At 60.4% G+C, this 21,136-nt stretch carries 14 protein-coding genes; 7 read left to right on the top strand and 7 right to left on the bottom strand.

Going from position 1 to position 21,136, the window contains the following annotated elements; all coding sequences use genetic code 11:
- Positions 1 to 276: 276 nt before the first annotated feature.
- From ACDZ94_RS19825 to argP, 4 genes are all read right to left on the bottom strand, one after another.
- Entirely contained in the window at positions 277 to 1,542 is a 1,266-nt protein-coding gene (locus ACDZ94_RS19825) for a carbohydrate porin (protein ID WP_432750647.1), read from the bottom strand.
- 69 nt (positions 1,543 to 1,611) lie between these two features.
- Positions 1,612 to 4,020 (bottom strand): glucose/quinate/shikimate family membrane-bound PQQ-dependent dehydrogenase, encoded by a 2,409-nt coding sequence (locus ACDZ94_RS19820; RefSeq protein ID WP_432750646.1) that lies wholly within the window; start codon positions 4,018 to 4,020, stop codon positions 1,612 to 1,614.
- A 243-nt stretch (positions 4,021 to 4,263) separates the two neighbouring features.
- The gene (locus ACDZ94_RS19815; protein ID WP_064452827.1) at positions 4,264 to 5,139 is read right to left on the bottom strand and encodes a bestrophin family protein; all 876 of its coding nucleotides are present in this window, start codon (positions 5,137 to 5,139) and stop codon (positions 4,264 to 4,266) included.
- 268 nt (positions 5,140 to 5,407) lie between these two features.
- Positions 5,408 to 6,337, bottom strand: a complete 930-nt coding sequence (argP, locus tag ACDZ94_RS19810; protein WP_064454956.1) for an HTH-type transcriptional regulator ArgP — start codon at positions 6,335 to 6,337, stop codon at positions 5,408 to 5,410.
- A 194-nt stretch (positions 6,338 to 6,531) separates the two neighbouring features.
- Between argP and ACDZ94_RS19805 the strand changes: the two genes are divergently transcribed.
- From ACDZ94_RS19805 to ACDZ94_RS19790, 4 genes are all read left to right on the top strand, one after another.
- On the top strand, positions 6,532 to 6,816 hold the full coding sequence (locus tag ACDZ94_RS19805; RefSeq protein ID WP_069553840.1) for a hypothetical protein: 285 nt from the start codon (positions 6,532 to 6,534) through the stop codon (positions 6,814 to 6,816).
- A 709-nt stretch (positions 6,817 to 7,525) separates the two neighbouring features.
- The gene (locus ACDZ94_RS19800; RefSeq protein WP_432750645.1) at positions 7,526 to 11,269 is read left to right on the top strand and encodes a beta strand repeat-containing protein; all 3,744 of its coding nucleotides are present in this window, start codon (positions 7,526 to 7,528) and stop codon (positions 11,267 to 11,269) included.
- 401 nt (positions 11,270 to 11,670) lie between these two features.
- The gene (locus tag ACDZ94_RS19795; RefSeq protein ID WP_432750644.1) at positions 11,671 to 12,255 is read left to right on the top strand and encodes a papain-like cysteine protease family protein; all 585 of its coding nucleotides are present in this window, start codon (positions 11,671 to 11,673) and stop codon (positions 12,253 to 12,255) included.
- A gap of 13 nt (positions 12,256 to 12,268) precedes the next feature.
- Positions 12,269 to 12,868: a hypothetical protein gene (locus ACDZ94_RS19790; protein WP_262665095.1), complete on the top strand. Its 600-nt coding sequence runs from the start codon at positions 12,269 to 12,271 to the stop codon at positions 12,866 to 12,868.
- 112 nt (positions 12,869 to 12,980) lie between these two features.
- Here the strand turns inward: ACDZ94_RS19790 and ACDZ94_RS19785 are convergent, their stop codons facing one another.
- The 3 genes from ACDZ94_RS19785 to ACDZ94_RS19775 all read right to left on the bottom strand — a co-directional run bounded on the left by ACDZ94_RS19785 (position 12,981) and on the right by ACDZ94_RS19775 (position 17,005).
- Positions 12,981 to 14,372 carry an HdeD family acid-resistance protein gene (locus tag ACDZ94_RS19785; RefSeq protein ID WP_128588062.1) on the bottom strand — a complete coding sequence of 464 codons (1,392 nt, stop codon included), beginning with the start codon at positions 14,370 to 14,372 and terminating at the stop codon, positions 12,981 to 12,983.
- Between the two features lie 126 nt (positions 14,373 to 14,498).
- A complete protein-coding gene (locus ACDZ94_RS19780; protein WP_064452821.1) occupies positions 14,499 to 15,221 on the bottom strand; it encodes a FadR/GntR family transcriptional regulator in 723 nt (240 codons plus the stop codon).
- 47 nt (positions 15,222 to 15,268) lie between these two features.
- Positions 15,269 to 17,005, bottom strand: a complete 1,737-nt coding sequence (locus ACDZ94_RS19775; protein ID WP_128588064.1) for an IlvD/Edd family dehydratase — start codon at positions 17,003 to 17,005, stop codon at positions 15,269 to 15,271.
- 192 nt (positions 17,006 to 17,197) lie between these two features.
- On the opposite strand from ACDZ94_RS19775, the gene ACDZ94_RS19770 reads away from it, so the two are divergent.
- From ACDZ94_RS19770 to ACDZ94_RS19760, 3 genes are read left to right on the top strand one after another with little or no spacing between them, the layout of a single operon-like run.
- Positions 17,198 to 18,520 carry an MFS transporter gene (locus tag ACDZ94_RS19770; RefSeq protein ID WP_064452819.1) on the top strand — a complete coding sequence of 441 codons (1,323 nt, stop codon included), beginning with the start codon at positions 17,198 to 17,200 and terminating at the stop codon, positions 18,518 to 18,520.
- Between the two features lie 15 nt (positions 18,521 to 18,535).
- Entirely contained in the window at positions 18,536 to 19,528 is a 993-nt protein-coding gene (gene araD1, locus ACDZ94_RS19765; protein WP_064452818.1) for an AraD1 family protein, read from the top strand.
- Between the two features lie 10 nt (positions 19,529 to 19,538).
- A complete protein-coding gene (locus ACDZ94_RS19760; protein ID WP_432750643.1) occupies positions 19,539 to 21,119 on the top strand; it encodes an aldehyde dehydrogenase (NADP(+)) in 1,581 nt (526 codons plus the stop codon).
- Positions 21,120 to 21,136: the final 17 nt, after the last annotated feature.

Raw genomic sequence — 21,136 nt, 5'->3', positions numbered from 1 at the left:
GAGCAGTGACGGAGCGCAGACTAGCCATCGATTCCAACAGGCACAAGGCGGCAGGGATTGTCTAGGAAACGTCCTGCAATTAAAAGCGACGCGCCTTGCTGGCCCTTTACAAATCATGACGAAAGGCCAGCAATGCCCCGTCTTCACCTGATGCATTGAGGCCCCACTGTGGGAGCGGGCTTGCCCGCGATAGCGCAGGGTCAGTCAGCGCCTCGGGCACTGATAGGCCGCAATCGCAGGCAAGCCAGCTCCCACATTGTTCACCGCGTCAGGGCGCTAGAACACCGCCTTGACCTGCAACCCCAGCACCAACGCGTTATCGATGTTCTCACCCGAAAACGCCCCCGGCTCGATGATGTATTGCACATCCGGGCGCACCGTCAGCCACGGCGTGGCCTGGTAGCCATAACTCAGCTCAATCAACTGCTCGGCATTATTCAAGTTGGGGTAGTCCGTCCCCGCGGTAAACGCCGCCAATTCCTGTACATCACGACTGCGCGGGTTTGGCACTGCGCGGCCATAACCCAGGGCCACGGTATCGCGTGGGCGGCCGTCGAACGGTTTGTACAGCACCATGCCCGCGCCATACCATTTTGTGAACGGTGAGGCCGCTTCACTGGCTGCCGAGTATTGGCCGAAGGCGTGCAGCACGCGGCCCGCCGACGCGCTGGACGCCCACACCGCCTGGTCGATCAACAGGTAGTGGCCGCCGCGACCGCTGACGTCTTTGTTGCTGCCGATCCGCTTCACGTCGGAACTGTCGTAGTAATACCCCAGCTTGTATTCACCCGGCAGCGGGCCTGCGTGTTTGTAGACCAGCTCAATCGGCACCACGGTGCCGGTGGTGCGCTTGGGGTTCAAATGCCAGGCGCGGCTAGAATTGCCGTTGCTGTCCGGGTCGACGTTGAACGCCGCCACGCGCAGTTGCCACGACGGTGAAAAGTCATATTTCACCCGCGCGCCCAGGCGTGCATTCGGGTAGTTGGTCCAGCCGCTGCCGCCGGACATGTTCAACGGGTGCCCGCAGAAACCGGCGTTCATGAAGTTGCACAGGATGCCGCTGTCGAGGCCGCCGAGGTCATTGCCCATGGCCATATAGCCCAGCTTGACGTTCAGCGCGGGAGTGAACAGCGTGCGCTCGTAGCTCAATTCGGTGAGACGGGTGTAGAGGCCACCGTAGTTTTCCTGGATCGGCAGGCGGTTGCCCACCAGGTCTTCGGAGGCGCTCGTGCCGCGCCGGTCGTTGATGGTCAGCTGGATACGGTCGCCGTTGTTGAAACCGTAGAGCTTGCCCAGGTCGAACTGCACACCGAGCTTGATGTTCTGCGAGTAGCGTGCGGCGCGGTGCTGGCCGCCGTCGGCGTTGTAGGCGGTCTCGCCGCTGTAGTCGCCGGTAAAGCGCACGCCTTGCTCGTCGAGCTCACGGCGCAGGCCACCCCAGTCGCCGGTCAGGGTGGTGTCGTCGGCTTGAACGGGCAGGGCGGCAGCAAAGGCCAGGCCCAGCACCAGGCGCCCAAACGGTAGGTGAGAAGTGGAGGTCATGCGGGATTTTCCAAACTGCCTGTGTAGAAGGAACGCGCGGTGCGGGGGCACCGCGCGAACAGCGGGTGGTTACGGCAGGGCGTAGGCGATTACGTAGTCGCCACGGTCAGTGGACTGGCGTGCGCCGCCGGCAGTGATGACGATGTATTGCTTGCCGGTTTTCGGCGAAACGTAGGTCATCGGGCCGCCTTGGCTGCCCACTGGCAGGCGGGCTTTCCAGACTTCATCACCGTTGCCGCTGTTGAAGGCGCGCAGGTAGAAGTCCTGGGTGCCGGCGATAAAGATCAGGCCACCCTGGGTCGACAGGGTGCCACCGAGGGTGGGCAACCCGACCTTGATCGGCAGGTGCATGCGAATGCCCAAGGGGCCGGTGTCTTCCACCGTGCCGACCGGCACTTGCCAGGCGATCTTCTGGGTCTTCATGTCGATGGCGGTGAGGGTGCCGAACGGCGGTGCCTGGCACGGAATGCCGGCCACCGAGAGGAAGCGGTTTTTGTTCACCGCGTACGGCGTGCCCTTGAGCGGCACAGCGCCCATGCCGGTGTTCAGCGCTTCACCGCCGGACGAGGCCTGGGCCTTGTTCTGCGACGGCACCATCTGGATCCACAGGCCCAGGCGCATGTCATTGACGAAGATAAAACCGTGCACCGGGTCAGTGGAAATACTGCCCCAGTTCATGCCACCCAGGGAGCCCGGAAAGCTCAGCGATTTATCGGTTCCCGGCGCGGTGTACAGGCCTTCGTAGCGCATGCCTTTGAAGTCGATACGGCACAGCAACTGGTCGTACGGCGTGGCACCCCACATGTCCGATTCGCTCAGCGTCTGCGCACCGATCTGCGGCATGCCAACCGATTTTGGCTGGGTCAACGAGTAAGGCTCGTTAGGGATGTTCGCGGCTTTGACCGGGACTTCCTTGACGTCGGTCAGCGGCTTGCCGGTGGCGCGGTCGAGCACATAAATCTGCCCGGCCTTGGTGCCGATCACCACTGCCGGCACGGCCTTGTCGCTGCCCGGCGGGGTGAAGTCGATCAGGCTTGGCTGCATCGGCAGGTCGAAGTCCCAGAGGTCATTGTGGACGGTCTGGTACACCCACTTTTCGGCGCCGGTGGAGGCGTCCAGCGCCAGCACCGAGGCGCCGTATTTGTGATTGAGCTGGGTGCGTTCCACGCCGTAGATGTCGGTGGATGAGCTGCCCATTGGCAGGAAAACAGTGTTCATCAGCGGGTCGTAAGACATCGGCGCCCAGCTGTTCGGCGTACTGCGCACATAGGTGCTGCCGGCGGCAGGGGCTTGCTTGTCTTCAGGGTTGCCCGGGTCGAAGGCCCAGCGCATTTGCCCGCTGATCACATCGAAACCACGGATCACGCCGCCCGGCATGTCGGTTTGCACGTTATCGGCGACACGCCCGCCAACCACCACGGTGGTGCCGGCGATCAACGGTGCCGAAGACAGTTGGTAGTAGCTGTCCGGTACATCGCCCAGGCCGGCTTTCAAATCGACTTGGCCATGGGTACCGAAGTCTTCGCAGAATTTACCGGTGTCGGCATCCACGGCGATCAGGCGTGCGTCGATGGTGTTGGTCAGCAGACGGCGCTGGCATTGCGCACCGGCAGGCACGCTGGCGGCAATGATCGGCGAGCTGTTCGGTTGGGTCGGCTGGGCGATCGGCGCGGTGGCGTCGAAATAGGCCATGCCGCGGCAACGCTGCCATACCGCCGACTTGGCGTTGACCTCGTTCTTCCACAGCTCTTTGCCGGTGTCGGCGTCCAGGGCGATCAGGTTGTTATGCGGCGTGCAGATGAACACTTTGTTGCCGATCTGCAGGGGCGTCAGTTGGTCTTCTGCACCGTTGCCGTCGCTGATGGCCACGTCGCCGGTGTGGTAGGTCCACGCCACCTTGAGCTTATTGACGGTGTCGCGATTGATCTGGTCCAGCGCCGCAAAACGGCTGCCGCCTTCGGTATTGCCGTAGTGCGCCCAGTCTTTCTGTGCATCGGCTGCGGCAACCGGCGTGATGCCAGGGCCGGCGCCGGTTGGGGCCACGCTTGGGTGGGCGACGAACATATTGCCCGCCGCGACCGCCACGCCGACCGCCATCACGGCGGCGATGCCATACGCGCCGCGCGCAGGCCGGCCCACCAGCAGCGGATAGACCAGCGCCACCACCAGGCCGATCACCGCAAACATGAACACTCGCGAGAACAGCGGCCAGAACACCAGCCCCACATCCGCCACCGCCCGGACAGCCGTGCCGACCAGGAAGGCGGCGAACAGCCACGCGCCTGCCGGTTTGCGACGCGCGATCAGCAAGCCGGAAATGGCCATGGCCACGCCGCCGATCAGGAAGTACCAGGAACCGCCCAGGCTGACCAGTTTGGCGCCGCCAACGGCCAGGGCCACGCCGAGCACGGCGATGGCGATGCCCAGGCCCAGCAGCAGATATCTTGAGGCGCCAGCGGCGCGGGATGCTCGTTTCATGTCGACAGGACTCGAAGGTGAGTGACTAAAGGTCGAATGTTAGCAAGATAAGTAACTGGTTAGTACATTACGCTCGGTAATAGTCTGTTACAGGCTGGGTGATGATTACGTGAGTCAACTACCGGCGCAGCGCGTGGGCCCGCCACACAACGTCTGGTCTCACTTCCTATGCCAAGGTCGGCGGCGCTGGCACTCGGCATTGTGGTGGTGATTGGGTTCAAGGCCAGCGGCGTTCGAGCGAGCTCAAGCCAAGGCATCACGCTGCATCGACTGCAGGTTCTTCTCGATGGTTTCGCAGATAGTCTCCATCTGGATCTGGTGTTCGCTGGAGTGAAACGGGCTTTGCAGGTCGGTGCCGATGCGCTCGATTGCCAGCAGCATGAAGCCCACCACCGTCGACGCCAGTGGGGTGAACCAACCGAGGGACTCCACCAAACCTACCGGCACGATCAGGCAGAACAGCGAAATAAACAGCCGTGGAAAGTACACGTAGGGGTAGGGCAGCGGCGTGTTGGCGATACGTTCCATGCCGCCCTGGGCGTTGGACAGGTCCACCAGGGTCGATTCCAGCCGTGCCAGGCGAATGCTGTCCAGGTGGCCGGCCTTGTATTCATGCGCCAATAACGTCGCCGAGCTGGTAAGGATGTCATTGGCAAAGTTGTTGGTGGCGCCGTTGCGCGCGAACTCTTCGGCCGGGATAAACGCGCGCACTTCGTCCGGGCAGGGCTTGCCCCTGAGGTGCGCCGCCAGGCAATTCACGTAGGCCACATGGCGGCGCAGCAGAGTGGCTTTGACCGGGTTTACTTCGCCGTCCGCATCATCCAGCAGGGTCAGCACCTGGCGTGCAAAGCTGCGTGAATTATTCACCATCGCACCCCACAGCGTGCGCGCTTCCCACCAGCGGTTATAGGCGCTGCTGTTACGAAAACTGATCAGCACCACCAGCGCCGAACCCAGCAGTGTAAGGGGCATCAGCGGCAGGTTGATCTTGGTGGTCAGGAACAGCATGAAATCCACCGTGACGGCGACATCCCACAACAATAGCCAGAACAGGGACCAGCCCACATAGCCCATGGTCTTGATGACCAAGCGGTACTTTTTGATGATGGCGGCTTTCAAACGTGAACCTCGCGGCGGGCGATAAGCAACAGTGCTTAAGCTCGGACGCCCGTTTGCGGAGAAAGGTTCGCCTGGGGCCTGAATCGTTTAAGTTGCGGTGTATCAGGTTTCAAGCGCTCATCGAGAGGCGGGGGCGGGGGGCGGCTGGCGTGATTATTTCGAAGCGAAGACTTTGTTGATTTTTACACTGCGAAAAATCCAGTGATTTGGATGACAGTGAGGGCTTTATTTCCCCGTTGCATAAGCGAGTCTTGAAAGGGCGATCCTGTTATCTGATCGAGGTGCCAACCACAAATGCCTCCTGACTCTTGAAATTCAAGATGCGCCTGGCGGCAGACACTGCATGGTTGGAGAGCGCTTCCATGCGTGGCGATTGCAAGGCCCAGGCGTGCCAATACAACGCAACCTCGGTGAAATGGCCAGGGTCCAGATCCACCAGATCTCCACTTTTAAGCAAGGTACTGGCTTTCATCTGTGGAACCATGCCGTAGCCGAGGCCATGACGTATTGCCCGAAAGCGCGCTTCGGGGAGCGACAGGTAGTGGCTCGGAAAGGCATCTGCGTGCAAGCCTAAGCGCGACTGTAAAAATTCTGACTGCAATGTGTCTTTGCGAGAGTAGGCAAGCACCGGTGCCTTGCGTGCGGCGTCGCGTGTCAGCCCTGACGGGAACCATCGCTCCTGAAACGCCGTCGATGCCACCAGTTGGTAGCGAACCAACCCTAGCGGTTCTGCAAAGCAGCCACGCATCGGCACTGGGCGCGTGCCTATGCAACCAATGACTTGCCCACTCTCCAACAGGGCGTACGTATGATCCTGATCATCGACCACCAGCTCCAGAAGAATGTTTTCGCTGATAAAAGTATCTGCCAATGCCGGGAAAAACCATGTGTTCAAGGTGTCGCCGTTGACGCCTATCACCAAGCGTAAATAGTCCTCGCCGTTTCCTTCTATATCGTTGAGTAGTTCTTCCTCCAGCACGGTCGCGCGACGGAGGTAATTCATCAACTTTCTCCCTACCTGAGTCGGCTCGCACGGCCGGCCCCGCACCACTACTGAACTCCCCAGACGCGCCTCAAGTGCATGTATTCGCTGCGAGACTGCCGACGGAGTCACGTTCAGATATTCCGCAGCCTTTTCGAAACTGCCACCTTCGATGACGGCCAGAAATGCCTGCATTTGCTTCGCATCGAGCTTCATTGTCAAACTCCTGATTAAGTATTTCTTATCGGTACTGAAATATACTTCGTTTAACTTCACTTTTACTTCGATGCATCCCATGATGGCCTCAGGGCGACAGACGGTGAGTTTCGCCCATACAGTCCCCGACCCGATCGTCGTCCACAGTTGAAGGGCGGCGCAGTGGACGTGCTGGTTTACCCCAGGAGTTAACCATGAGATGTCTGTTGGTGATGTTGCTCACGTTGATGTTGTGTGCGTGCACAACATCGGTTCGTAATTGGACCAGAGTAGACGGGCGCACGACTGATAGTGCGCACGACAAGGCCCAGTGTCAGTACGAGGCCAAAGCAGCAACGGCAAGTTATCACTCTTCGCCTTCGGCTAATGACAAAACCTCCGGCATGGGCAATGCCGTGGGTGACGGGATTGTTATTGCGCAAAAACAGATTGAACTGATGAACGACTGCATGCGTTTAAAGGGTTATGTCGGACAGTAAAAATAGACACAGGGTGGGCCGTTGATAGCCGCCTTGCTGTTCTATTACGTTGTTTGCCAGTGGTTTGATGCCGTCAATGTTTTCCTGATTATTCAAGAATAAGGTGTTTGGTTTCCAGCAAAGCACAGTCAAATTTATTTGTCAGTGCTCGCGTTATCGGCCGTCTTGACTTTGCATATATGTTTGTCATGGAAGTTTGCCTCCAAAGGACTTTAGAGAAAGTAGTTGTAAAAGGTGTTTAAAAATGAAAACCGAAAAAGTTCTGGTTCTGCGAACATGCGCTAATAATATGGCCGACCACTGTGGTCTGATCTGGCCTGTTTCAGGAGTGGTCGAATGCAAGTTTTGGGAACCCACCATCAAGCTTGAAAACGGGTTGGCTGGCGTTTTGTGGGGGCAGGGCGCGAGTGCGCAGTTGAGCCCACAGGCAGACGCGAAATGGGTGGTGTGTGAAGTGGCAGTGGGTGAGCTGATTTTCCTCGAAGAGGATGAGGGCGTAAAATTTTCGCGTGCTGAAGTTGTTCACGTCGGCACGCGAAGCAGTGCACTGGACTTTATTTATAACAATGCTTGCAAGTATGAAGCCTCCACGACAAATTTGATTGAGGCATTTGTTAGTCCTGACGCGCAATCAGCGACGACGTCTGTCCTTCCCGTCCTGCCGGTTACTACTAACACTGCTCCCGATGTCGTCAATCGTCGTACCACTGTGCGTCATCCGCAAACGCTGGAAACGGCCGTGTATGGCAGTACGCTCACTGGCGCTAATCAGAGCCAACTCATTGCCGGCTACGGCAGCACTGAAACTGCCGGAGACAGCAGCACACTTATTGCAGGCTATGGCAGTACCGGAACGTCGGGTTCTGATAGTTCGATCATTGCCGGCTACGGCAGTACACAAACCGCCGGCGATGAAAGCTCCCTGATGGCGGGGTATGGCAGTACACAAACAGCCAAGGTAGGCAGTGATCTCACCGCAGGCTACGGCAGCACCGGCACCGCCGGCTCCGACAGCTCGCTGATTGCCGGGTATGGCAGCACGCAAACGGCCGGGGGCGAAAGCTCCTTGACCGCCGGTTACGGCAGTACCCAAACAGCGCAAGAAGGCAGTGATCTCACCGCCGGTTATGGCAGTACGAGTACCGCCGGCTCCGACAGCTCACTCATTGCCGGGTATGGCAGCACGCAAACAGCCGGGGGCGAAAGCTCCTTGACCGCCGGTTACGGCAGTACCCAAACGGCTCAGGTGGGCAGTGATCTCACCGCAGGCTACGGCAGCACTGGCACCGCCGGCTCTGACAGTTCGCTGATTGCCGGGTATGGCAGCACGCAAACGGCCGGTGGCGAAAGCTCCTTGACCGCCGGTTACGGCAGTACCCAGACGGCTCAGGTAGGCAGTGATCTCACCGCCGGCTACGGCAGCACTGGCACCGCCGGCTCCGACAGTTCGCTGATTGCCGGGTATGGCAGCACGCAAACAGCCGGGGGCGAAAGCTCCTTGACCGCCGGTTACGGCAGTACCCAGACGGCTCAGGTAGGCAGTGATCTCACCGCCGGCTACGGCAGCACTGGCACCGCCGGCTCCGACAGTTCGCTGATTGCTGGGTATGGCAGCACGCAAACAGCCGGGGGCGAAAGCTCCTTGACCGCCGGTTACGGCAGCACCCAGACGGCTCAAGAAGGCAGTGATCTCACCGCCGGTTATGGCAGTACGAGCACCGCTGGCTCCGACAGTTTGCTGATCGCTGGCTACGGGAGCACGCAAACGGCCGGCGGAGAAAGCTCTCTGACCGCAGGGTATGGCAGCACCCAAACAGCCCGCAAAGGCAGTGATCTCACCGCTGGTTACGGCAGTACAAGCACTTCGGGCTCCGACAGCTCGCTGATCGCAGGTTACGGCAGTACGCAGACTGCCGGCACAGACAGCTCCCTGACAGCCGGTTACGGCAGTACCCAAACGGCTCAAGTGGGCAGTGATCTTACTGCCGGTTACGGCAGTACGAGCACTGCGGGTTCCGACAGCTCACTGATTGCCGGTTATGGCAGCACGCAGACTGCCGGGGGAGACAGCTCCCTGACTGCCGGTTATGGCAGTACGCAAACAGCTCAATTGGGCAGTGATCTCACCGCCGGTTACGGCAGCACGAGCACTGCGGGCTCCGACAGTTCGCTGATCGCCGGCTACGGCAGCACGCAAACTGCTGGCACAGACAGCTCCCTGACTGCCGGTTATGGCAGTACGCAAACAGCTCAATTGGGCAGTGATCTCACCGCCGGTTACGGCAGCACGAGCACTGCGGGCTCCGACAGTTCGCTGATCGCAGGCTATGGCAGCACCCAAACTGCGGGGGGAGAGAGCTCCCTGACTGCGGGTTACGGCAGTACTCAGACGGCTCAGGAAGGCAGTGACCTGACTGCCGGCTACGGCAGCACGGCCACCACCGGACCTGGCAGTATGGTGACTGCCGGTTACGGCAGCTCGCAGACCGCCGGTCACGCAAGTGCGTTGATTGCAGGTTATGGCAGCACCCAGACTGCGGGTTACAAAAGCATTCTGACTTCGGGATATGGCAGCACTCAGACCGCCCAGGAAAGCAGTGATCTCATCGCCGGCTACGGCAGTACTGAAACCGGTGGTTACGACAGTTCGTTGATCGCCGGTTACGGCAGTACCCAGACCGCCGGTTACGGAAGCATTCTGACTGCCGGATACGGCAGCACGCAGACGGCACAAGAAGGCAGTTCACTCACCGCAGGTTATGGCAGTACGAGTACCGCCGGCGCTGACAGCTCGCTGATCGCAGGCTACGGCAGTACTCAGACCGCAGGACACGAAAGTACACTCACTGCGGGCTACGGCAGCACCCAAACCGCTCAGGAGGACAGTTCGCTGACTGCGGGATATGGCAGTACCTCAACTGCCGGATTCAACAGTTCATTAATCGCCGGCTACGGCAGTACGCAAACATCGGGATATGAGAGCACCCTGACTGCCGGCTACGGCAGTACCCAAACGGCCCAGGACAATAGCTCGCTCACCACGGGTTACGGCAGTACCTCGACTGCGGGTTATCAAAGTTCGTTGGTCGCGGGTTACGGCAGCACCCAGACCGCTGGCTATGAGTCTACGTTGACAGCGGGTTACGGCAGTTGCCAGACGGCTCAGGAGCAAAGTTGGTTAACTGCCGGCTACGGAAGTACATCGACAGCCGGCTATGAAAGCAGGCTGATTGCCGGCTATGGCAGTACGCAAACCGCCGGCTACAAAAGCACCCTGACCGCAGGCTACGGCAGCACCCAGACCGCCCAGGAAGAAAGCTCGCTGACGACCGGTTATGGGAGCACTTCAACGGCGGGCTACAACAGTACACTGATCGCCGGTTACGGCAGCACTCAAACTGCCGGCTACAACAGCAGCCTGACGACGGGTTATGGCAGTACCCAGACTGCGGGTTACGGCAGTGTCATGACCGCGGGTTATGGCAGTACGCTAACTGCACTGGACAGCAGTACGCTAACCGCCGGCTATGGCAGCACGCAAACAGCCGGGTTTAGCAGTTCGTTGATGGCCGGCTACGGCAGTTCGCAGACCGCCGGTTTTGAGAGCACATTAACGGCGGGTTATGGCAGTACCCAGATGGCGGAGCGCGACAGCACGCTCACCGCGGGTTATGGCAGCACCGGGATTGCAGGGCAGGACAGCTCGCTGATTGCCGGTTATGGCAGCAGCTTGACCAGTGGCACGCGCAGCTGTTTGACCGCGGGTTATGGCAGCACACTCATCAGTGGACTGCACAGTGTACTGACGGCGGGCTACGGCAGCAGTCTTACCTCAGGCATGCGCAGCAGCCTGACGGCGGGATACGGCAGCAACCAGATTGCGAGCCATAAGAGTTCGCTGATTGCGGGCCATGAGAGCACTCAGATTGCAGGGCACAAAAGTATGTTGATCGCCGGCAAAGGCAGTTCGCAAACAGCGGGTTCTCGCAGCACGTTGATCGCCGGCGCTAACAGTGTCCAGATGGCGGGCGACCGCAGCAAGCTGACTGCCGGTGCAGACAGCACCCAGACAGCGGGCGATCGCAGCAAGCTCCTGGCCGGCAGCAACAGTTACCTGACGGCTGGCGACCGGAGCAAACTCACTGCCGGCGACGATTGTGTGCTGATGGCCGGGGATCGTAGCAAGCTGACGGCTGGCAAGAACTGCGTATTGACCGCAGGCGCTGACAGCCGGCTTATAGGGAGTCTCGGCTCGACGCTTTCAGGCGGAGAGAACTCGACACTGGTTTTCCGCTGCTGGGACGGTAAGCGTTACACCAACGTGGTCGTCAAGACGGGCATCGACGGTGTAGAAGCTGATGTTCCCTATCAAATTGACGAGGACAGCAACGTTCTGATCAAGGCTGAGGACAACAGCCACAGTGAGGCGGACCCGTCCCAGCTTCAGCCATGAAATTTCTCTCTAAAACAGCCTGAGGCCGAGTGCTGAAAACTTACCCCCCAGGTGCTATCAATCATGCTGGTGAAGGGAAGCATGCCCGGGTTGACGCTGTGACAACACCCTGATGAAGGCCAATGCAAAACGCCCCGATTTGTTTGGGGCGTTTTGTTATCAATCGGCGACAGGCCGGTCGAGGCAGCGAACGCGGTGATCCTCGTAGTCTGCACTCTTCTTCAATGAATATGCAGTTATGCATTTATATGTTTGCGTTAATGCATATTCACGCCTAGGGTTACCTCGAGCCAGATCGGAACGCGCCCTCGAATACGGGCATCCCGGAACGTCGATAGCTCAGCAACACCGCTGCACCTTTACACGCTGGACGCGTGTTTTCATTCATGGAGGATTGAAAAATGTTAACCCCTGAAACAACCCGATTCACCGGCGACACACAGCCCAACTGCCTGATCGGTCATCTGCTCGACCCGCAATTGGTCGAAGTCGAAGCGGCTTATCAGCCTAAGGCAATGGCTGCCGCCAGCCTGAATTTCAGCATGCAGAAACAAACCCAGACCAACTGGTGTTGGGCGGCTGTTTCCGCGTCAGTCGGTAACTACTACGGCACCGGGTCCTGGACCCAGTGCGGTGTGGCCAGCAACGCGCTGGACCGCAACTGCTGCAACCAGCCGGGACCGTGCAACGTATACGGTTACCTGGATTCCGCGCTTCGGATCACGCGCAGCTACAACGGCATGAATCAAGGCTCGCTGCAGATGTCGGCCATCCAGAACCAGCTCAACATGGGCCGCCCCATCGGTTTGCGTTGCGCCTGGTACGGTGGCGGCGCGCACTTTCTGGTGATCTATGGCACCAACGGCAACTACCTGTTGATCGCAGATTCGATCTACGGTTATTCGACTCGCGCATTGAACTCGTTCCCCGGTTCGTACAACGGCGGCGGCAATTGGACCAACACTTACTTCACCGTAAAAAACTGAGGAGGGCTGCATCATGCAACTGACTTATCCAAAGGCGCCTTCCAACGGCGTACAGGTACTGCGTCCAGCGCTGCAAGCCGCGCTGCAAACCCAGGGCTTCGGCATCAATCGCCAATTCGCAGCCGCCGTGCCGGGCCAAATCAGGCTGAGCGAAGGCTATCGTGGCTACTCGCTCAGCCTGGAGGACCTGAGCCTCGGTAAAGGCCTGAAAGACGCTGAGGTCGGCGATTGGCATTACCTGGTATTTGCCGATGGCGCGACGATTGCCGACGCGCAATTGGCCGACGTACGCGGCCATGTCGAGTTCGCGTCGCTCAACCACGGGACGTTGGCAGCCGCGACGGTGGATGCGCTGAAACTGGCGGAACAGTCGCCGCAATTGCAGGGTAAAACCGTGGAGCTGCGCGTGTTATTCATCTCGGCACTGCACGTTGTGGCCATCTGGCTGCACGCCGACGGCGAAGAGCTGCTGATCCCGATTGAACCGACCCCCAAGGAGCTGGCGGTCACTCAGTTGTACAGTGAGGTGGCGCTGCTCGCTTTGCTCAAACCGGCGGCTGATCAGGCCCGTCAGCGCTTCGACGCAGACACCCGTGGCGAGTTGGGCAGTTGATAAAACCCTAGGGTAAGAAAACCCGGACAGTGTCCGGGTTTTTTATCGAAACGAGTCAGCTAACGCAGGTCCGTCAGGCGTGATAAGGACCCAGAGGCGGGCGGAGTAAAACTCACATAGGTTTTTTGAGATCATCCGGCGGGTTTTTTCTACTGGACTCAGCCAATGCTTTTTCTTTTTGCCACTGACGGCGTAAAGACCGTATTTTCTGAAACGCACGCTGGGTGGTATTGATCCAGCCAGTGGGCCTGGGGTCTACCAGCATACTGAGCGCCCGCGCATAATCGAGTGCCAGGCCTGGCGTCCAAGCCATGGTTTGCGCGCGTTTACGGATTTGAATGGCCACCCATAATTCCGGCGTAGTGAATATTTTTCCCAGAATACGGTAGAGGCCGTAATGCCCCCAGATACGCCCTAAAGACCCTTCCAGAGCCGCTTCAAGCACCTGTATGACGCTGCTGGAACAATTGCGGTGGGTGAGGTTATAGGTGGTGTCTTTACGGTATGTCTCCCAAAAGTCATGCAAGTGCTGTGGGTCATAGTTACGCAGGTGTACTTGAACGGTAGACGGGCACCATGCCTGCGATTCCGTGAGGTAATCGGACTGAAACTCTCCCGGCATGTTGTTATCGTCGGTGGCCCGCAACAGGCGCATGAACTGGTCGGGCGAATGGTCGATGTCCTCCGCTGGGTAAAGGCTCACGTACAGACCATCCGGCGCTTCCAGTGCGGCGTGCCCCGTTGATATCACCCCATTCTTGTCCACGGCGGCGATATACCGTTCTATCAATGGGCGGCGCACAACTTCAGCATTCGCTACACCGAGGGGCGTCCATATATGGACGATAAGGGCCTGGGCATTGTCGTCTGTCGCACTGTCCCGCTCGGTTGGTTTTTTGTGACTTGGCCCAGGAATGGGACTCTGCGCATCACCATCCAGCGCAGGGTTGGAGACCATTCGGCGGGCGCGGCCAGCAACAAGCAACATATTCCAACCTGCAAAAAACAATCCCAGCCCGAGGCAGTAGGGGACCGTGCCGATATAGTCTGTCGGGTAGGGTTGAAAGAAGAAGATGGCCAAAGCGATTTCGACCCCGCCGCCGAACATTGCGATGCGCCAGGTTCGGTAGCGGACAACATAAGCGGACACGATCTGCAGTAAGCCGTCGGCTAAAAACAGCGTGCCGAATATCATCGAAAGAATAAAGTTGCCGTGGTGGTGGCCCGCCAGGATCAGTGATGCCGCCAGCACAAAAGAGAAGCCTTTGAGGTAGCGCAGCTTGCGCTGCCCGACGATCCCACTGTGAGCGACGATCAACGTCGCACTGCCTTCGAGCAACAATAACCAGGCGAAGGGGTTTATCGGGAAGTACAGTGCGTCATCCAGTGCATCAATAAACACGATGCTGCCGGCAAGGATGCCGACAACCCCAATGACTGTCAGCGTGCGCCAATATGACCGAAGGTAATCAACCCCTAATAGCAGTATGACAAGCCTGACCATTGCATCATCCTCTACCTTTCAGACAGGCGTGGAGGGCGCCACGACGTCATGAATGCCGTGGTACTGCGAGCGTCGTCCGCGCATGGCCGGTTCCTCGAACTGCCCCCCTGAGCGTAGACGATGGATTTACAGCGGGGTCAGCACATTCATCACGGTGTCCAGCGCCACGCGGGTGTCATCCAGTTGCACCAGCGAGGCGTGCCGGGCGCCGAGGGCGTCACGGTTCTGGATGGCGGTGAGGATGGCCTTGTGGCGGGGCAGGCTGAGGCCCTGGATGTCCGGGCGGCGGTTGGTGATGTTGATCGACTCGCGCAACGGCAGCGACAGCATGTTGCACATATAGGCCAGCAAGTCGTTGCGGGTGGCGTCGGCAATCGCACGGTGGAAGTCCAGGTCGGCCTGCAACAGGTCGTCGTGAGTCTTCGCGGTTTCCATGCCCACGTAGGCTTTTTCGATAGTAGCGATGTCTTCGTCGGTGGCGGTGGTCGCGGCCATGGCGGCGATTTCCGGTTCGAGGATGCGCCGCACACCGGCCAGGGTGTTGAAGAACTCACTGTGGGGCGTGGACTGCATCAGCCAGGACAACACGTCCGGGTCCAGCAGGTGCCATTTCAAGCGTGGCCGCACCACCGCGCCCACCCGTGGCTTGGAATACACCAGGCCCTTGGCGCTGAGCACCCGCGTCGCCTCACGCAACACCGAGCGGCTGACCTTGTACTCCTCGCAGAGCGTGGCCTCCATGGGCAGGCGTTCTTCGGGTTTGAAGCGGCCGGAAACGATGTGCATGCCCAAGTCCTGAACGATCTGGGCATGCATGCTCTTGCGCGGCTTGGGCGGCTGGTGATCCATAACGAACGGGAGGCTCTGGCTAAATAGGCGGCATCATAGCATCCCAATTAGTGGGAATGACGCGGGACTTCAGCCCCACGGCAGCCCACCAGGAAGTCAAAGTCGCAGCCTTGGTCCGCCTGCAGCACGTGGTCGATGTACAGCTGACGGTAGCCCCCGACGATCAGCTTCTGCGGTGGCGCCAGGTCGGCCATGCGCGCGGCCAGCTCTGCGTCGGGGATGTCCAGGTGCAGGCGGCCATTGGCGCAATCGAGTTCAATCCAGTCGCCTTCCTTCACCGTGGCCAGCGGGCCGCCGGCAGCGGCTTCCGGCGCCACGTGCAGCACCACCGTGCCGTAGGCGGTGCCGCTCATGCGCGCGTCGGAAATACGCACCATATCGGTCACGCCCTGGGCCAGCAGTTTGGCCGGCAAACCCATGTTGCCGACTTCGGCCATGCCCGGGTAGCCCTTGGGCCCGCAGTTTTTCATGACCAGGATCGAGTTGGCATCCACGTCCAGCGCCGGGTCGTTGATGCGCGCCTTGTACATGTCGAAGTCCTCGAACACCACCGCACGGCCTCGGTGCTGCATCAGCTGTGCGCTGGCGGCCGACGGTTTGAGCACGGCGCCCAACGGGGCCAGGTTGCCGCGCAGCACGCAGATGCCGCCATCGGCGCGGATCGGGTTGTCGAGGGTGCGGATCACTTCGTCCTGGCCGTAGATCGGCGAGTCCTTGGTGTTCTCGCCCAGGGACTTGCCGTTGACGGTCAAAGCATTCGGGTGCGGGATCAGGTTGGCTTCGCCCAGGCGGCGCAGCACGGCAGGCAGGCCGCCGGCGTAATAGAACTCCTCCATCAGGAAGCGCCCCGAGGGTTGCAGGTCGACGATGGTGGGTATGCCACGGCCCATGCGTGTCCAATCATCCAGGTCAAGCTCGACACCGATGCGCCCGGCGATGGCTTTCAAGTGGATCACCGCGTTGGTCGAGCCGCCGATGGCCGCATTCACGCGGATCGCGTTTTCAAACGCTTCCTTGGTGAGGATCTTCGACAGCTTCAAGTCTTCGCGCACCATCTCCACCGCGCGCATGCCGGACATGTGCGCCAGCACGTAACGCCGCGCATCCACCGCCGGGATCGCCGCGTTGTGGGGCAGGGAAGTGCCCAGTGCCTCGGCCATGCACGCCATGGTCGACGCGGTGCCCATGGTGTTGCAGGTGCCCGCCGAGCGCGACATGCCACCCTCGGCCGCGAGGAAATCGTCCAGGGTAATCGTGCCGGCCTTGACCTGTTCGCTGAGCTGCCACACCACGGTGCCCGAGCCGATGTCCTGGCCCTTGTGCTTGCCGTTGAGCATCGGCCCGCCGGTGACCACGATGGCCGGCACGTCGCAACTGGCCGCGCCCATCAGCAAGGCCGGGGTGGTTTTGTCACAGCCGGTCAACAGCACTACGCCGTCGATGGGGTTGCCGCGAATGGCTTCTTCCACATCCATGCTCGCCAGGTTGCGGGTGAGCATGGCGGTGGGGCGCAGGTTGGATTCGCCGTTGGAGAACACCGGGAATTCCACGGGGAAGCCACCGGCCTCGATCACACCGCGTTTGACGTGCTCGGCAATCTGGCGGAAATGCGCGTTGCACGGGGTCAGCTCAGACCAGGTGTTGCAGATACCGATGATCGGTTTTCCGTGGAACTGATGGTCGGCGATGCCCTGGTTCTTCATCCAGCTGCGGTACATAAAGCCGTTCTTGTCGGCGGTGCCGAACCACTGGGCGGAGCGGAGGGCGGGCTTTTTATCAGGCATGATGGCTTCTCTTATTGTATGACTATATGTTCTATATGTGGCTAAACATAAGCGCAAAATCGAGGCTTTGGAAGTGTTGTTTTGTAAATAGTCCTACTATATAGTCCGTCTTAACTGAGGCATGGCCCTGGCGGATTTTCGCGAGAGGCAGCCCCCGAGCTTCTATAAAAACAACAATCGGAGATCGACCCCATGAGCCAGGAACTGCGGCTTATTCGGCGCATCACGCTGAAACTGATTCCCTTCCTGATCCTGCTGTACCTGGTCGCCTATGTGGACCGCTCGGCAGTGGGCTTTGCCAAGTTGCACATGGGCGCCGACGTCGGTATCGGTGACGCCGCGTATGGTTTGGGCGCGGGGCTGTTCTTCATTGGCTACTTCCTGTTCGAGATCCCCAGCAACCTGATGCTCGACCGCTTCGGTGCCCGGCGCTGGTTTGCCCGCATCATGCTCACGTGGGGCGCCATCACCATCGGCATGGCATTCGTGCAGGGCCCCCACAGCTTCTATGTGATGCGCTTTTTGCTCGGTGCGGCGGAAGCCGGGTTCTTTCCGGGCGTTCTCTACTACATCACCCAATGGTTTCCGGTGCGCCATCGCGGCAAGATTCTCGGGCTGTTCATCCTGTCCCAACCCATCGCGATGATGATCACCGGCCCGGTGTCCGGCGGCTTGCTGGGCATGGACGGCATTCTTGGGCTGCACGGCTGGCAGTGGCTGTTTATCGTGATCGGTACCCCGGCGCTGCTGCTCACCTGGCCCGTGCTGCGCTACCTGCCGGACGGCCCCAAACAGGTCAAGTGGATGAGCGAGGACGAAAAGACCTGGCTCACCGGCGAACTCAATAAAGACCTGCAAGCCTACGGCCAGACCCGCCACGGCAACCCACTGCATGCGCTGAAAGACACGCGCGTGTTGTTGCTGGCGCTGTTCTACCTGCCCGTGACCTTGAGCATTTATGGGCTGGGGCTGTGGCTGCCGACGTTGATCAAGCAGTTCGGCGGCAGTGACCTGGTCACCGGGTTCATCTCCGCGGTGCCGTACATCTTCGGCATCATCGGCCTGCTGATCATCCCGCGCAGTTCCGACCGTTTGAACGACCGCTACGGCCACCTCGCCGTGCTCTATGTGCTCGGCGCCATCGGCCTGTTCCTCAGCGCCTGGCTGAGTGTGCCGGTGCTGCAAATGGCCGCGCTGTGCCTGGCGGCGTTTGCGCTGTTTTCCTGCACGGCGGTGTTCTGGACCTTGCCGGGCCGGTTCTTTGCCGGTGCGAGTGCGGCGGCGGGCATTGCGCTGATCAATTCGGTGGGCAACCTCGGCGGCTACATCGGCCCGTTTGTGATTGGTGCACTCAAGGAATACACCGGCACCCTGGCTTCCGGTTTGTACTTCCTGAGCGGGGTGATGGTGTTCGGGCTGGTGCTGACCGGCGTGGTCTATCGCCTGCTGGAGCGCAAGCACGTGCTGCCTGTCGACCAATTCGCCGCCAGCGCGCGTGGCGCCACACGTACTTAATCGAGGAGTCACTTCATGCGTTTAGTTCAGTTCGAGTTACGTAACGGCGAGCGCCGCGTCGGCGTGGTGGAAGGCCGCACATTGCGCGAAGTGCAGAGCGCCCGCAGCGTGCGCGAGTTGGCGCTGGCCGCTATCGAAGCCGGCGAGGGCCTGGCGCAACAGGTCAAGCGCCTGGGCCTGGGTGACAGCTACGACTACGCGGCCCTGTTGGCCGACCTGAAAATCCTGCCGCCACTCGACCACCCGGACCCGGCGCACATGTTGATCAGCGGCACCGGCCTGACCCACCTGGGCAGTGCTTCGGCGCGAGACAAGATGCACAAGCAAGTCGGTGACGACAGCGCCATGACCGACACCCTGCGCATCTTCAAATGGGGCGTGGAGGGCGGCAAACCCGCCGCCGGCCAAGCGGGCGTACAACCCGAATGGTTCTACAAGGGCGACGGCAGCATCGTCGTGCGCCCGGGCGCAGCATTCCCGGTGCCGCCGTTTGCCGAAGATGCCGGCGAAGAGCCGGAGATCGGCGGCCTCTACGTGATCGGCCACGACGGCAAGCCTTATCGCCTTGGCTTCGCCGTAGGCAACGAGTTTTCCGACCATGTGATGGAGCGCAAGAACTACCTGTACCTGGCTCACTCCAAACTGCGCAGTTGCAGCTATGGCCCCGAATTGCGCGTGGGCGAGTTGCCCCAGCACCTGGCGGGCACCAGCCGCATCCTGCGCGACGGCGAAGTGATCTGGCAGAACGAATTCCTCAGTGGCGAAGCCAACATGTGCCACAGCCTGGAAAACCTCGAATACCACCACTTCAAATACCGCCAGTTCCTCACGCCGGGCGATGTGCATATTCACTTCTTCGGCACCGCCACCTTGTCATTCGCGGACGGTATACGTACCCAGCCGGGGGATGTGTTCGAGATCAGCCAAGCCGAATTTGGCGCGCCGTTGATCAACACGGTAGGTAAGGCCGATGCGGTGTTCGAACCCGGCAATGTCATCAGCCTTTAAGGAGAACAACATGACCTCGTTTCTCGGCCACAACTACATCGGCGGCCAGCGCAGTGCCAAGGGCAGTGTCACGCTCAACAGCGTCGACGCCAGTACCGGCGAATCCTTGCCCCAGGCCTTCTACCAGGCCACGCCCGAGGAGGTCGACGCCGCCGCCCGGGCCGCCGCCGCCGCTTACCCGGCGTACCGCACGTTGAGTGCCTCGCGTCGCGCGCAATTCCTGGACGCGGTGGCCGACGAGCTGGAGGCGCTGGGTGATGATTTCATTGAGTTGGTCTGCCGCGAAACCGCGTTGCCGGCTGCGCGTATCAAAGGCGAGCGCGGACGTACCAGCGGGCAGATGCGTTTGTTTGCCACAGTGTTGCGCCGTGGCGACTTCTACGGCGCACGTATCGACAACGCCTTGCCCGACCGCCAGCCGCTGCCGCGCCCGGACTTGCGCCAATACCGTATCGGCCTCGGCCCGGTCGCAGTGTTTGGCGCGAGCAATTTCCCCTTGGCGTTTTCCACGGCGGGTGGCGACACCGCTGCCGCGCTGGCGGCGGGTTGCCCGGTGGTGTTCAAGGCCCACAGCGGGCATATGGCGACGGCCGAGCGCGTCGCCGATGCAATCATTCGGGCGGCCGAGGCCACCGAGATGCCGGCGGGTGTATTCAACATGATCTTCGGCGGCGGCGTCGGCGAAGCACTGGTCAAGCACCCGGCGATCCAGGCAGTCGGCTTCACTGGTTCGCTCAAGGGCGGTCGCGCACTGTGTGATATGGCGGCGGCCCGCCCGCAGCCGATCCCGGTGTTTGCCGAGATGTCGAGCATCAACCCGGTGATTGTGTTGCCCCAGGCGTTGCAGGCTCGCGCGGAAACAGTCGCCCGCGACCTGACCGCGTCGGTGGTGCAGGGCTGTGGGCAGTTTTGCACCAACCCCGGCCTGGTGATCGGCATCGCCTCGCCGCAGTTCACGGCATTCACCCAGCAAGTGGCACAACTGATCGGCGATCAACCGGCGCAAACCATGCTCAACGCCGGCACCTTGAGCAGCTACGGCAAGGGCTTGGAAAAACTGCTCGCACACCCTGGTATTCAGCACCTGGCGGGTAATGCCCAAACCGGCAATCAGGCGCAGCCGCAGGTGTTCAAGGCCGATGTGCGTTTGCTGATCGACGGCGATGAAGTGCTGCAGGAGGAAGTGTTTGGCCCGACCACCGTATTTGTCGAAGTGGCCGACCAGGCCCAACTCAGCAAGGCTTTGCACGGCCTGCACGGGCAACTGATGGCGACGATTATCGGCGAGCCCACTGACTTTGCGCAGTTCGCTGAACTGACGCCGTTGTTGGAACAAAAGGTCGGCCGCATCCTGCTTAACGGTTACCCAACCGGTGTTGAAGTGTGCGATTCGATGGTCCACGGTGGCCCATACCCGGCGACCTCCGATGCCCGTGGCACCTCGGTCGGTACCCTGGCCATCGACCGTTTCCTGCGCCCGGTGTGCTTCCAGAATTACCCTGATAGCCTGCTGCCCGACGCGTTGAAAAACGCCAACCCGTTGCGTATTCAGCGGCTGGTGGATGGCACGCCTTCCCGCGACCCGCTGTAACACGTACCTGAGAACCC

The sequence above is a fragment of the Pseudomonas sp. UBT genome (assembly GCF_050915955.1).
GTDB classification, from domain to species: domain Bacteria; phylum Pseudomonadota; class Gammaproteobacteria; order Pseudomonadales; family Pseudomonadaceae; genus Aquipseudomonas; species Aquipseudomonas antarctica_A.
Note: the sequence above shows the minus strand (reverse complement) of the source record. Positions and strands in the feature narration are given on the sequence as shown.

Excerpts from the sequence above, each read along its gene's own strand:
- ACDZ94_RS19825 (WP_432750647.1), bottom strand. The coding sequence starts at position 1,542 with ATGACCTCCACTTCTCACCTACCGTTTGGGCGCCTGGTGCTGGGCCTG.
- ACDZ94_RS19770 (WP_064452819.1), top strand. The coding sequence starts at position 17,198 with ATGAGCCAGGAACTGCGGCTTATTCGGCGCATCACGCTGAAACTGATT.
- araD1 (WP_064452818.1), top strand. The coding sequence starts at position 18,536 with ATGCGTTTAGTTCAGTTCGAGTTACGTAACGGCGAGCGCCGCGTCGGC.
- ACDZ94_RS19805 (WP_069553840.1), top strand. The coding sequence starts at position 6,532 with ATGAGATGTCTGTTGGTGATGTTGCTCACGTTGATGTTGTGTGCGTGC.
- ACDZ94_RS19775 (WP_128588064.1), bottom strand. The coding sequence starts at position 17,005 with ATGCCTGATAAAAAGCCCGCCCTCCGCTCCGCCCAGTGGTTCGGCACC.
- ACDZ94_RS19780 (WP_064452821.1), bottom strand. The coding sequence starts at position 15,221 with ATGGATCACCAGCCGCCCAAGCCGCGCAAGAGCATGCATGCCCAGATC.
- ACDZ94_RS19785 (WP_128588062.1), bottom strand. The coding sequence starts at position 14,372 with ATGGTCAGGCTTGTCATACTGCTATTAGGGGTTGATTACCTTCGGTCA.
- ACDZ94_RS19790 (WP_262665095.1), top strand. The coding sequence starts at position 12,269 with ATGCAACTGACTTATCCAAAGGCGCCTTCCAACGGCGTACAGGTACTG.
- argP (WP_064454956.1), bottom strand. The coding sequence starts at position 6,337 with ATGAAGCTCGATGCGAAGCAAATGCAGGCATTTCTGGCCGTCATCGAA.
- ACDZ94_RS19760 (WP_432750643.1), top strand. The coding sequence starts at position 19,539 with ATGACCTCGTTTCTCGGCCACAACTACATCGGCGGCCAGCGCAGTGCC.
- ACDZ94_RS19820 (WP_432750646.1), bottom strand. The coding sequence starts at position 4,020 with ATGAAACGAGCATCCCGCGCCGCTGGCGCCTCAAGATATCTGCTGCTG.
- ACDZ94_RS19795 (WP_432750644.1), top strand. The coding sequence starts at position 11,671 with ATGTTAACCCCTGAAACAACCCGATTCACCGGCGACACACAGCCCAAC.